This window comes from Flagellimonas zhangzhouensis (assembly GCF_900102925.1).
GTDB classification, from domain to species: Bacteria; Bacteroidota; Bacteroidia; order Flavobacteriales; family Flavobacteriaceae; genus Flagellimonas; species Flagellimonas zhangzhouensis.
Map to the genome: position 1 here is coordinate 484686 of NZ_FNKI01000001.1, position 13450 is coordinate 498135.

13 protein-coding genes are annotated in these 13450 nt (G+C 39.6%); 6 read left to right on the plus strand and 7 right to left on the minus strand.

Annotated features, from left to right (window positions below; translation table 11 throughout):
* Positions 1-26: 26 nt before the first annotated feature.
* The 6 genes from BLQ18_RS02095 to BLQ18_RS02120 all read right to left on the minus strand — a co-directional run bounded on the left by BLQ18_RS02095 (position 27) and on the right by BLQ18_RS02120 (position 5359).
* Positions 27-875: a helix-turn-helix domain-containing protein gene (locus tag BLQ18_RS02095; RefSeq protein WP_090292168.1), complete on the minus strand. Its 849-nt coding sequence runs from the start codon at positions 873-875 to the stop codon at positions 27-29.
* Between the two features lie 131 nt (positions 876-1006).
* Positions 1007-2449, minus strand: coding sequence for a pyruvate kinase (gene pyk, locus BLQ18_RS02100; RefSeq protein WP_090292170.1), 1443 nt, complete (start codon positions 2447-2449; stop codon positions 1007-1009).
* A gap of 2 nt (positions 2450-2451) precedes the next feature.
* Positions 2452-2922 (minus strand): IPExxxVDY family protein, encoded by a 471-nt coding sequence (locus BLQ18_RS02105; RefSeq protein ID WP_090292173.1) that lies wholly within the window; start codon positions 2920-2922, stop codon positions 2452-2454.
* Between the two features lie 105 nt (positions 2923-3027).
* Positions 3028-3765, minus strand: coding sequence for a ribonuclease III (gene rnc / locus BLQ18_RS02110; protein WP_090292175.1), 738 nt, complete (start codon positions 3763-3765; stop codon positions 3028-3030).
* Positions 3766-3774: 9 nt separating this feature from the next.
* A complete protein-coding gene (fabF, locus tag BLQ18_RS02115) occupies positions 3775-5025 on the minus strand; it encodes a beta-ketoacyl-ACP synthase II (RefSeq protein WP_090292177.1) in 1251 nt (416 codons plus the stop codon).
* A gap of 100 nt (positions 5026-5125) precedes the next feature.
* Complete coding sequence (locus BLQ18_RS02120; protein ID WP_009778413.1) at positions 5126-5359, minus strand: acyl carrier protein; 234 nt, start codon at positions 5357-5359, stop codon at positions 5126-5128.
* A gap of 161 nt (positions 5360-5520) precedes the next feature.
* On the opposite strand from BLQ18_RS02120, the gene purN reads away from it, so the two are divergent.
* From purN to BLQ18_RS02150, 6 genes are all read left to right on the plus strand, one after another.
* Entirely contained in the window at positions 5521-6084 is a 564-nt protein-coding gene (gene purN, locus BLQ18_RS02125; protein ID WP_090292179.1) for a phosphoribosylglycinamide formyltransferase, read from the plus strand.
* Positions 6084-6719 (plus strand): ribonuclease H1 domain-containing protein, encoded by a 636-nt coding sequence (locus BLQ18_RS02130; protein ID WP_090292181.1) that lies wholly within the window; start codon positions 6084-6086, stop codon positions 6717-6719. Before purN ends, BLQ18_RS02130 begins: the two co-directional genes overlap by 1 nt.
* A 154-nt stretch (positions 6720-6873) precedes the next feature.
* A complete protein-coding gene (locus tag BLQ18_RS02135) occupies positions 6874-7800 on the plus strand; it encodes a PfkB family carbohydrate kinase (protein ID WP_090292183.1) in 927 nt (308 codons plus the stop codon).
* Between the two features lie 43 nt (positions 7801-7843).
* Positions 7844-9742 (plus strand): amidophosphoribosyltransferase, encoded by a 1899-nt coding sequence (locus tag BLQ18_RS02140; RefSeq protein WP_090292185.1) that lies wholly within the window; start codon positions 7844-7846, stop codon positions 9740-9742.
* Between the two features lie 436 nt (positions 9743-10178).
* Positions 10179-11750: a hypothetical protein gene (locus BLQ18_RS02145; RefSeq protein WP_090292186.1), complete on the plus strand. Its 1572-nt coding sequence runs from the start codon at positions 10179-10181 to the stop codon at positions 11748-11750.
* A 12-nt stretch (positions 11751-11762) separates the two neighbouring features.
* Complete coding sequence (locus BLQ18_RS02150) at positions 11763-12230, plus strand: hypothetical protein (RefSeq protein WP_090292189.1); 468 nt, start codon at positions 11763-11765, stop codon at positions 12228-12230.
* A 522-nt stretch (positions 12231-12752) separates the two neighbouring features.
* Here BLQ18_RS02150 and BLQ18_RS02155 read toward each other — a convergent pair.
* Positions 12753-13361 (minus strand): superoxide dismutase, encoded by a 609-nt coding sequence (locus tag BLQ18_RS02155; RefSeq protein ID WP_090293635.1) that lies wholly within the window; start codon positions 13359-13361, stop codon positions 12753-12755.
* Positions 13362-13450: the final 89 nt, after the last annotated feature.

Consider the following 13450-nt stretch of genomic DNA (forward strand, 5'->3'; position numbering starts at 1 on the left):
TTTCCCGACGGCTTGACTAATTTTCCCTAGGCGGCCAAAACCAAGTTTTCACGATACTCCGAAGGGGTCATTTGGGTCATTTTTTTGAAGAATCGACTAAAATGAGCAGGGTCGTTAAAGCCCAATTCAAAGGCAATTTCCTGATTTTGTTTATCGGTATAATTAATGAGGCGTTTCGCTTCCAAGGCAATTCTCTCCAAAATTATTTGCTGGGGCGATTTCTGATTGTAGATGGAAAATAAGTTGGATAGTGTTTTGGGAGATTTGAATAACATTTCGGCGTAGTCACTTACTTTCCTTTTGGTTTTGTAATGCATGTCTACCAAAAAGTTGAATCTACGGATGATGTCTATTTGTTCATTTCCCAATGATTTTACGATCAGTTGTTCCTTGGCCAATCGTGTGCTCATAATAATCAACCTTTTGAGCAACATTTGCAGCATATCACCCTGAATGTTATCGGGGGTTGAAAACTCTTCCACAAACATCTGATGCAACACCTTGAACTTATTTTCTTGGTCTTGTGGAATGCTGATTATTGGAATATCCTGCGTTCCAAAAAACAAGATTCCGTTGCAGGAAACCTCACTATCATGATCGGAAATACAATAAAACTCCCTATTGAACAGAATGGCAGAGAGCGGCAATTGTGTTTGTTCATAGGAAACAAACTGCAAATAGGTAACGGTGATAATCTGGTTTGGCATCAGTTCTAAGTCCATCCCATCTATTTGGATGGTCAATGGACAATCATTTCTGTTCCACAAAAACTTAATGGTCTTGGAGGTAATGGAGAAACGTTCTTGGTCTCTTTTGATATCATCTGTAAAACCTAAAATGGCCCCTAATCTGGAATCTTTGTATTCGTATTTCATGGGTTGATTGTTCCGTTACAATACCCTTAGTCACAATTAATTCTGTATGCTTACAGTCCCAACAAATGCCAAATACACAAACAAAAAAGGCGCTCAAGTTTGAGCGCCTTTTTTGTTTGTTTAATCTCCTGTTAGAAATTACAAGTTTCAATCTGGGTTACCCTTAGGGTATTCACCATACCTTTATCTTTAATAGGCATAGCCGCCAAACTGATTAACATATCTCCTTCTTCCAAGAAGCCTTTTTTACAGGCAATTTGGTTTACATCTTCAATAGTTTGATCGGTTGAAACAAACTTGTCATAATAGAATGCCTTAACTCCCCAAAGCAAATTCAATTGGGTAAGGATTCTCTTGTTGGAGGTAAATACCAAAATATGGGCTGCTGGTCTCCAAGCTGAAATTTGGAAGGCCGTATATCCACTGTTGGTTAAGGTAGAAATTGCTCTTGCCTCAATTTCATTGGCCATCAATGCCGCGTGGTAACATACCGATTTTGTGATATACCTGTTGGTTCTAACATGTGGTGGTGTTTGTGGCACCTTGATCAAACTTGAACCCTCTACACTGGAAACAATGCTTGCCATTTTTTCAATTACCTGAACTGGGTAATTACCCACTGAAGTCTCACCTGAAAGCATTACCGCATCGGCACCATCCATTACTGAGTTGGCCACGTCGTTCACCTCAGCACGAGTTGGTGTAAGGCTGGTAATCATGGTTTCCATCATTTGAGTGGCAATGATTACTGGAATTCTACCCTTTTTAGCTGCCAATACCAATTGCTTTTGAATCAATGGTACTTCTTGGGCTGGAACCTCAACACCCAAATCGCCACGCGCTACCATAAGACCATCGGAAGCCTTTACAATCTCTTCGATGTTCTCAAGAGCTTCTGGTTTTTCAATTTTGGAAATCACAGGGATTTTATGTTCGGTATGCTCCTTGATCAAATTGTGTAGATCGTACAAATCTTGAGCATGACGCACAAAAGACAAGGCAATCCAATCCACATCTTGGCCAATGGCAAAAATGGCATCCTTGATGTCTTTTTTGGTCAAGGCGGGTAAAGAAATGTTTGTATTTGGAAGGTTTACCCCTTTTTTAGATTTTAAAGGACCTCCTTGAATTACAGTTGCCTGAACTTCATTTTCTCCGTTGGTTGACTTTACTTCGAAGATCAACTTTCCATCATCCAAAAGAATTCTTTCCCCAGCTTTTACATCCTTCGGAAAGTTTTGGTAGTTCATGTATACACGCTCTGCAGTACCTTCGAATGGTTCTCCAGTTACAAAAGTTACGGTATCGCCAGGGGCAACGATTACTTCTCCGCCCATAACTCCTACACGAAGTTTTGGACCTTGAAGGTCAGCAAGTATTGCAGTGTTAACTTCCAACTCGTCATTAAGTTCCCTGATCATTTTAATACGCTCAGCAACATCTTCGTATGAGGCATGGGAGAAGTTTATACGAAAAACGTCCACACCTGCTTCCATCATATCCTTTAGGACCTCCTTTTTGCTAGTGGCTGGACCTAAGGTTGCTACAATTTTTGTCTTCTTTCTAGTTGGCATTGTTAAAAGATTAAATTTCTTTTTGATTTTAAGTTTTGAGTTTCCAATGGGTAAGCTGTTATTACCTTGGATATCTGGTTGATGTATTTAATTTTTTGCGAAAATAGTGAATCGTCCGATGATTCCACCTTTAAAAAATAATCCACTTCTTTTCTTTCTTTTATCAGATGATTTGTGGTGACATTTACATCGTTTCCAAAGAGTCCGTCGGAAGGAATCACTTCTTCCACAACACATTTGTTCGAAATGAGCGTCCAATACACATCATTCATCCCATCATCCCAATCAAACACAGAAAAGGTTAAGTTTCCATTCAAACACAAATCCCTTTTCATGCGTTTTAAATACAATCCGCATTGGGAATTAATAGCATACGTTAAGGCATAATCTTGCAAATCACTATGAATGGCGATGAGTTTAAAACTGTCATCATACAAGTCTGCCGAAATCTTATGCGTCGTATACGTTCCCATAACACGAAAGGTAAATATAGGCCTATTCCTATTGACTGCCTAGTTTATGCAACAGAATACACTTCTAATCAAAGCGAAAACGTTTGAATTTACCATAATTTAAAATTAACGGTTTTCAATCTTGCTTTGAAGTGCAAAATATGCTCTTTTGGATGCTTTTTCCTCGGCCTTCTTTTTGGAGGTTGCCCGTGCCTTTGCCATTAAACGATCCCCAATGGAAAGTTTTACGGCAAAATGCTTGAGCTCATCCTTACCTGTGTCCTCGTACACATTGTAGTTGAAAGGCTTTTTCTGTTTTTGACACCATTCGATGACCAAACTTTTATAGCTGATTACCTTTCCTTCCAGCTGCTCAATATCTACATAAGGTTCTATTACCCTATTTTGAATAAATTTTTCGCAATAGGTATAGCCTCTATCCAAATAAATGGCTCCAACCAAAGCTTCGAACACATTGCCGTGAATATTTTCTCCAAAATGGGTCTTGGGGATTCTACTTTCCACATATTTCAAAAGTCCCAAGTCCTTGCCCAATTCGTTCAAGTGCTTTCTACTTACGACTTTGGATCGCATCTTGGTCAAATAGCCTTCGTCCCCTTCGGGCACTTCATTGTATAGATGTCTTGAAATGATAGTTCCCAACATGGAATCTCCCAAAAACTCCAAACGTTCGTAGTTCATGGGGTTGCCATTGGCATCCTTTTGATTCATGGATCGGTGTAGAAAAGCTGTTTTGTAAACACTAAGATCTTTGGGCTTAAATCCAAGTATTCGTTTCATTCCCAAAAAAAAATCCCCATCCGTGCTCGGATGGGAATTGAATATTTTTGAGGAGAGTTTCATGTTACAAAACTACCCTAATTTTTTGAAAAGCACACAAGCATTGTGTCCTCCAAAACCAAAAGTGTTACTCATGGCTACCTTCACCTCTCGCTTTTGAGCTTTGTTCAAGGTAAGGTTCAAAGAAGGGTCAATGTTTTCATCAACCACGGTATGGTTAATGGTCGGTGGAACCAAACTGTGCTCCATCGCCAAAATAGAGGCTATTGCTTCAATGGCCCCAGCAGCACCCAACAAGTGTCCTGTCATGGATTTTGTTGAGTTGATGTTAATGTTTGAGGCGTGATCCCCAAATACTTTAGAAATAGCCTTCAACTCAGCAACATCTCCTAATGGTGTAGAAGTTCCGTGGGTATTGATGGCGTCTACATCTTCTGGTTTCAGGCCAGCATTTTGCAAACAATTCTCCATCACTTTTACCACACCAATTCCTTCTGGGTGTGGTGCTGTCATATGGTAGGCATCACTGGAAAGTCCACCTCCTAATACTTCAGCATATATTTTGGCACCTCTTGCTTTTGCATGCTCATATTCTTCCAAAATCAAAGCTCCTCCACCTTCTCCCAATACAAAACCGTCGCGGGTTGCATCGAATGGCCTTGAAGCTGTTTCTGGACTTTCATTTCTGGTAGACAGGGCATGCATGGCGTTAAACCCACCCATTCCTGCAATGGTTACCGCTGCCTCACTACCTCCGGTTACAATAACGTCACAATGTCCCAAACGGATATAGTTTAGGGCATCAATCATGGCATTTGCCGAAGATGCACAAGCGGAAACGGTAGTATAGTTAGGCCCCATAAATCCATGTTTAATGGAAATATTACCTGGAGCAATGTCCGCAATCATTTTTGGAATGAAGAAGGGGTTGAACCTAGGAGTTCCGTCTCCTTGAGCATACCCGATCACTTCATTCTGGAAAGTTTCAAGACCTCCAATTCCTGCTCCCCAAACTACACCGACCCTGAATTTGTCTACAACATCCAAGTCTATCCCTGAATCTGCAATCGCCTCATCGGAGGAAACCAGTGCATACTGGGCAAACCTGTCAAGTTTTCTGGCTTCTTTCCTATCGAAAAAATCGTTCGGATCGTACCCTTTTAACTCACAGGCAAACTTAGTCTTGAACTTTTCGGTATCGAAATACGTAATGGGGGCACAACCGCTTTTACCGGTCCGTAGTCCTTCCCAATAAGCTTCTAAATTGTTACCAATGGGGGTCAATGCTCCCATTCCGGTTACTACAACTCGCTTTAACTGCATTGAACTATTTTTTTACCCTTTAGGCCTAAATTAAAAAAAAATTATCCATGTGGTGGTTACCACATGGATAATTTAGAATCTTTGGCAATATATCATAAAATTACTTAGCTTCTTCAATGTAGCTAATGGCCTGACCTACAGTAGCAATGTTTTCTGCTTGGTCATCTGGTATTTGGATATCAAATTCTTTCTCAAACTCCATGATAAGTTCAACAGTGTCCAAGGAATCCGCTCCTAAATCGTTGGTAAAGCTAGCTTCTGCTACAACTTCATTCTCATCAACGCCTAGTTTATCAACAATGATAGCCTTTACTCTTGATGCAATGTCTGACATAATTATTGTGGTTTTAAAAATTTAATCGTTGGCAAAAATATAAAACTTTGGATTAAATACACCATTTGTCGATAAAATGTGCTCCAAATAAAGCTACTTAAGATTCAGTATCTTACTTTAGCTTCCGAAAGTTAATCCAAAATCCCTTGATTTCCTAGCGGATGAAACGAATTGTAATCTTTGCCTCTGGAAGTGGCTCAAATGCAGAAAATATCATCAATTATTTTGGTGACAACCCTACTATTGAAGTGGTTGCCTTGCTTACTAATAAAAGTACCGCCAAAGTTTTGGAACGCTGCGACCGCTTGGAGGTGCCTGCTTTTTATTTTAATAAAACTGCTTTCAAAAACTCTGATGCTGTAGTGGACTTTTTAAAGAGCATGCAGACCGATTTAGTGGTTCTTGCAGGTTTTTTATGGAAAATCCCTTCCAATATTATAGCAGCTTTCCCAAATAAGATCATCAATATTCACCCTGCTCTCTTACCTAAATATGGTGGGAAAGGAATGTATGGAGAAAGGGTTCATCAAGCTGTTAAGGATAATAATGAGGTTGAAACGGGCATCACTATTCATTACGTAAACGAGAATTACGATGAAGGCGCTATCATTTTTCAAGCCAAAACCCAAGTGGATGGTTCCGATAATGCCGAAAGCATTGCCCAAAAAGTACACCAATTGGAGTACGAGCACTTCCCAAAAGTGATAGAAAAACTCCTATCCTAATGGCCAAAAAGAAAAAGTTTTATGTGGTTTGGCAGGGCAAGCACCCAGGAATTTTTGAATCGTGGGCCGATTGCAAAGCTCAAATAGAAGGATACAAAGGGGCGCAATACAAATCATTTTCAACTTTTGCCGACGCCAAAAAAGCCTACAATGGCAATTATTCAGATTATAAGGGAAAATCCAAAGGAAAATCGGAACTGAGCCAAGAGGAACTCCTTAAAATTGGCGACCCCAATTACAATTCCATTGCAGTAGATGCAGCTTCGAGTGGAAATCCTGGAAAAATGGAGTATCGAGGTGTTGACACCAAAAGCAAAAAAGTACTTTTCCACCAAGGGCCTTTTGAAAAGGGCACCAGCAATGTAGGTGAGTTTTTAGCCTTGGTTCACGGATTGGCTTTCCTTAAACAGAAAAAGAGCAATCGAATCATTTATTCCGATTCAAGAATAGCCATTGGTTGGGTACGAAAAGGGAAATGTGGCACCAAATTGGAAAAGTCTGCTAAAAACGAAATCCTCTTCGAGCTTATCGAGCGCGCAGAAACCTGGCTAAAAAATAACAGATATACTACCCCGATAGTAAAATGGGAAACCAAAGCGTGGGGTGAAATTCCAGCCGATTTCGGACGTAAATAGAAAGCAGATACGAGTATTGAGCTAGGAGATATTAGCTTGAAATTGAACTATAATTTGCACTTAACACCTCATTTATTCCCCGATTTTCTTAAATCCTTTGTTAATGATTCCATTATGGAATTTCAAAGCGTATATTTGCAGCAAAAATTAGGTAATGGGCAATTTACTGATCGTGGGGACCATGGCATTCGACGCCATTGAAACACCGTTCGGAAAAACAGGTAGAATCTTAGGGGGCGCTGGCACCTTTATAGGTTTGGCTGCATCTCAATTCAACGTAAAATCAGCCATTGTATCTGTAGTGGGTGACGATTTTCCGCAATCCTACATGGATATTCTTCTTAATAAGAACATTGATCTATCTGGAGTAGAGGTTGTAAAAGGAGGAAAAACCTTTTTCTGGGAAGGTAAATACCATAACGATTTGAATTCTCGGGATACCTTAGCCACCGAATTGAACACTTTGGCCGATTTCAATCCTGTTGTACCTGCCGATTTTACCAATGCTGAAATTGTGATGTTGGGCAATCTACACCCAAACATTCAATTGAGTGTAATTAATCAAATGGAAACACGACCAAAGCTTATCATTTTGGATACCATGAATTTTTGGATGGACCATACTTGGGATGAGTTGATGAACGTAATTTCCAAAATTGATGTGCTTACCATTAATGATGAAGAGGCCAGACAAATGACCAATGAATATTCCTTGGTGAAAGCGGCGGCCAAAATTCAGAAAATGGGACCAAGATATGTGGTGATCAAAAAAGGGGAACACGGAGCACTTTTGTTCCACAGAGAAAATATTTTCTTTGCCCCAGCACTTCCTTTGGAAGAGGTTTTTGATCCAACAGGTGCAGGAGACACCTTTGCGGGTGGTTTTGCGGGGTATTTGGCCGAAGCAGGATATGTTTCTTTTGAAAGCATGAAAAATGCCATTATCCATGGATCTAATCTAGCATCGTTTTGCGTAGAACGGTTCGGAACAGAACGGATGGTGGATCTGCAAAAAGATGAAGTCGAGGCCCGACTGGAACAATTTAAAGAATTGACACAGTTCAATATAGAATTAACGTAAATTTGCGCCCTGATTTTTCGGGGCTTTTTTTATTTGGTTTGTTATGAGTGACGCTATTAAGCACGAATGCGGAATATCACTGATCCGTTTGCTTAAACCTCTAGAGTACTACAAGGAAAAATACGGTACGGCCTTTTATGGGGTGAATAAAATGTACCTATTAATGGAAAAACAGCACAACCGTGGACAGGATGGTGCTGGTTTTGCCAGTATAAAAATGGACATGGATCCAGGTGAGCGGTACATGAGCAGGGTACGATCTGCCAACCAGCAACCTATTCAAGATATTTTTGACCAAATCAACACCAGAATCAATACCGCCTTGACCGAAAATCCAGGCCATGATGATGATGTGGCTTGGCAAAAAAAGAACATTCCCTATATCGGGGAGCTTTTGATGGGTCACGTGAGGTATGGTACTTTTGGAAAGAACAGTATTGAAAGTGTACACCCCTTTTTAAGACAGAACAACTGGATGCACCGTAACCTTATCGTTGCGGGTAACTTCAACATGACGAATGTTGATGAGCTGTTCGGTAATTTGGTGGAATTGGGTCAGCACCCTAAAGAAATGGCCGATACGGTGACCGTGATGGAAAAAATTGGTCACTTTTTGGATGATGCAGTTGCTAAATTGTACAAACAGATAAAAAAGGAAGGGTACAGTAAAAGAGAAGCTTCTCCAATAATTGCTGAGCGTTTAAACGTGGGCAAAATATTGAAGAAAGCATCCAAAAACTGGGACGGCGGTTACACTATGGGTGGCCTTTTGGGCCATGGTGATGCTTTTGTGATGAGAGATCCTGCAGGAATCCGTCCAGCATATTATTACCAAGATGACGAGGTTGTCGTGGTAGCTTCTGAACGTCCTGTGATCCAAACCGTTTTCAATGTAAAGTTTGATGACGTAAAAGAATTGGATCCTGGTCATGCTGTAATCATTAAGAAGAACGGTTCCGTTGCACTCAAAGAAATTTTGGAACCTACAGAGCGCAAAGCATGTTCTTTTGAGCGTATTTACTTCTCAAGGGGTAGTGATAAAGAAATTTATCAAGAAAGAAAGAAATTGGGGAAATTGGTGTTTCCTCAAATTTTGGAATCCATTGATGGGGATTTGGAAAACTCGGTATTCTCCTATATTCCCAACACGGCCGAAACTTCTTTTTTTGGAATGGTGAAAGAGGCCCAGAATTACCTCAACAAGAAAAAAGAGGAACAAATTTTGGAATTGGGCACAAACATTACCCGTGAAGAGCTTCATAAAATATTAGCGGTAAGGCCACGTATTGAAAAAGTTGCCATTAAAGATGCCAAGCTGAGAACCTTCATTACACAAGATAGCAGCCGTGATGATTTGGTGGCTCACGTTTATGATATTTCATACGGTTCTGTAAAACCGAACGACAATCTCGTAATTATTGACGATAGTATTGTTCGTGGTACCACTTTGAAGCGAAGCATCCTTAAAATTCTAGATCGATTAAGTCCAAAGAAAATTGTAGTAGTTTCTTCTGCCCCACAAATTCGTTATCCCGATTGTTACGGAATAGACATGGCAAAATTGGAAGACTTTGTGGCTTTTAAAGCGGCTCAGGCATTACACGAAGACCATGGAACAACGCATAAAATCAAAGAGATTTACGAAAAATGTTTGGCACAAGTTAAATCACATGACAAAGATGTGGTGAACTATGTTAAAGAATTCTATGCGCCCTTTACACCAGAGCAAATTTCCAAAAAGATTGGTGAGATTTTAAGCCCTGAAGGAATCAACGCAGAAGTTGAAATTATTTACCAAAGTGTGGAAGCTTTGCACAAGGCTTGTCCAAAAAATCTTGGGGATTGGTATTTCACTGGAGACTACCCAACTCCAGGAGGTAACAGAGTGGTTAACAAGGCGTTCATTAACTTCTTCGAAGGTAAGAACGAGAGAGCATATTAACATTTACTGACCTTTAGCTGATCAATCCATGCAGTTCATCGATGAATCCTGTAGATTGGCGGCTTTTTATACAACGGCTTATACACCATTATACTTTAGTATTTGCCATAGCATAAGTAGGTTAAGTTCATGGTAAGATTTGGGGCAAAAAAGGTGGAAGCTATTCCACCTTTTTTATTTTATAGCCGCCAAATCACATTATTTTCCCTGATAAACTTTTAATTAAAAACATTACTACGGAAAACACCTAGTTTTTTTAGGGTTTTCACCCAATCCTAATTAAAATAAAGTTGTTAGTTTAGACGCAACACAATCCCCACTACTTGTTCAACGCAGCATAAACGTATTTGACCATAATGGTCATCTACAACAAGTTGCGGTGTAATTTTTAAAGATTCCCGCCCAAATCTAATTAAAAATTAAAATTGAACAAGTAATGAAACGACTGCGTAACCTACTGCCAGTGTTGTTAGTGGCCATATTGGCCTACCAATGCACATCGGAAGAAACAGAAAACAACCAAACCGAAAACCTTGAAAAGGAAAAAGAACTAGAGATCGAAGAGATAGCATTCGAATCCTTTAGGCAAGAACCTTTTTATAGTGCCCTGAGCGACCATTTGGATTTTGAGCCAATCGATGGCAATACCTTAAAAGGAAAGAAGAAGCACAAGTTCAACATACACAAAAAGCACGTAAAGAAGATCAGCAAGAAAAGTGTGGACTATACCTCGTTCACTTTTTATATGACGGACGATGACCTGGAAGACCCCACCATACTGCAGAACCTAATGGTGGTCAAACGAAAAAATGAACTTGAGGTATATCGTTTCTTTTATGGGGGTGCCGAAAAGGGAACTTTGCCACATGACTACAACATGGCGCAGAACACCACCTTTGAAAAACTATTGGATTTTGACATGGACGAAATGGGATCGCTTGCCAGTAAGGAACCCTGCCTTATGGACGATCCAGATTGCAACGGGGGCGGAGGCAACAATGGAGGTGTCTATTGTTACAACGTTGAGGTCTATATAAGCTATGCTTGTTCTGGAAACGGTGCCACTGGCACGCACTACCACGACAGCGACTGCAACTGTACCGATGGGAACGGCTCCTGTAGTTCGCCCTATACCGACTACCAAAATGAAATGTTCTGTACCAGTGATAGCAGTTCAAACGGTGCGGCCCAAGAGTATGTGTCCGAAAACAATTTTGGGGGCGGTGGCACAAGCTACACCTCGGAGGGCAGCGATATCCTTATCTCCTCCGTAGTGGAGAACAATATGCCCGAGGGAGCCGACCCTTTGGCCTATAAAATAGGGTTGAACACGGCAACTCCTGTATATAATTGGTTCATCGCTGCAAATAATGAGGCGTTTTACGAATTGGTCGGTGAATTTATGGAAATGAACGGATCTTCGGTGGAGACGAGGACGCTTGCCCAAAATGTGATCAACTCCAGGTATGCCCATACCTGTGTTTCTCCGTTCCCCTTTGTAAAGTACCCCACGGGGAGCAACTACCATATCCTTTACCCAAAGTTGACCCAATATTTGAAAAGCCAACTGCCCAATGTGGCCAACATCCCAAAAATCACCAATGCCATACACCAGTTTACCCAACTGCCAATTAACCAAATACAAAATGATCTACAATGGGGCAAAGGGCCAGAGGTGCATATTGCACAATTGGATAACTACCCAGACTGCAATACATGTACAGAAGACACAGTAGGGTATTTTGACAAACCTGAAAATCCAAACAAAATTTTCCTTGACATTGACTATGTAGCCCAACTAGAAAATGGCACCCTTATTGAAAATGATAATGATGCGGCTATTTTCTTTTTAGGTACCACCATCCTACATGAGTATGTACATTATGGTGATTACAATAATGGATTTGATTATCCAGGGGAGGAAGGAAGAAAATTCGAAATTATGGTCTATGGCAATAATGTTCAGCCCGACAATGCTAGATTAATTTTAAATAAAATAAACAATTAACATAAATTTTTAATGAACGTAAAATCATCATTATATCTATTATTGTTTTCCTTGTCCTTGATGGCTTGTAGGGAAAAATCTAGTAATGATTTAAAAAATGGAGCAATATCAAACGGCAAAAAAGAATGCTTAACAAAAGAAAAAAAAGAAGCTGTTGTTTCTGAAATATTATACACCGACAATATCCAGAGATATCTTCACTTGGAATTAGCGGAAAGATTGCCCATTAGATTAGTAAAAAATGGGTTCATTTCAGATTTGTCAACATTTAATTTATCACAAGGAGTTAAGGTTGAAATAGTTGATTCAATTCCTAAAAAGGAAACAAATCTTATTCTCTCAATCAAATTAGATTCATGTGAATGGAAAAAGGGTAGTTTTTACTTTTATAGCCCAATCGAAAATTCAGAAGTAAATGGTGAAATTATTTATAAAGACACTTCATTCACAATCAAAGTAATTAAAGATATAGAATTCTAAATTAAGCTAAAAAGGTGGAATAGCTTCCACCTTTTTTATTTTCTACAATTCCCAAAATTCAAAATTCAGTATCCGTTACTTGACAAATATCAATAAAGCGGTTCCATAGTACACTTCAACCAATTTCGGGGACTTTCATCCGAAAACTTGTTTTCCAAAATTAAGCTTGCCTTACATTTGGAGGACCATAGCATAAGTAGGTTAAGTTCATGGTAAGATTTGGGGAAAGAAGGCGGAGTTATCTCCGCCTTCTTTATGTTTGACTACCAAGTATTTATCTAAATTATCGACGAACTGCACGTTTTCATTTTCCTACACAAATCAAAAATTTATCTAAAAGCCTTTGTTATTTTACACAATACCAGTATTTTAGTCTCGCCATAGCATAAGTAGGTTAAGTTTATGGTAAGATTTGGGACGAAAAGGGTGAGGGCTTCCTCACCCTTTTCTATTTTAGAAAACGAAAACAAAAAAAGCCCCGCACAATGTGCGGGGCTTTTTCAACTATCAGAATGAATTCATTTATTTACCAGCCTCATAGTTTTCTGATACCTTTTCCCAATTAATTACATTGAAAAAAGAAGAAATATAGTCTGGTCTTCTGTTTTGATAGTTTAGGTAATACGCGTGCTCCCAAACATCCAATCCTAAAATTGGCGTTCCACCACAACCAATACCTGGCATTAGAGGATTGTCTTGATTTGGCGTAGAGCAAATATCTACTTTACCACCTTCGTGCACACACAACCAAGCCCATCCAGAACCAAATTGAGATGCAGCAGCAGCGGCAAATTTTTCTTTAAAAGCATCAAAAGAACCAAAAGCAGCATCGATTGCAGATGCCAAATCACCAGTTGGAGTTCCTCCTCCGTCTGGGGACATTACTTCCCAAAACAAACAGTGGTTAAAATATCCACCTCCGTTATTTCTAACTGCGCTGTTGGACATATCCAATCCAGAAAGGATGTCTTCAATACTTTTTCCTTCAAGGTCGGTTCCTTCAATGGCGCCATTTAGTTTGGTAGTATATCCATTATGGTGCTTGGTATGGTGAATCTCCATGGTCCTAGCATCTATATTTGGTTCCAATGCATCATATGCATACGGTAAATTAGGTAGTTCAAAAGCCATAATTATTTTGTTTTTATAGTTATTAATCAATTCCTGTAAAAATACGAGTTTTAACATTTATATTCCGCTAAAACCATGTTAACATCATG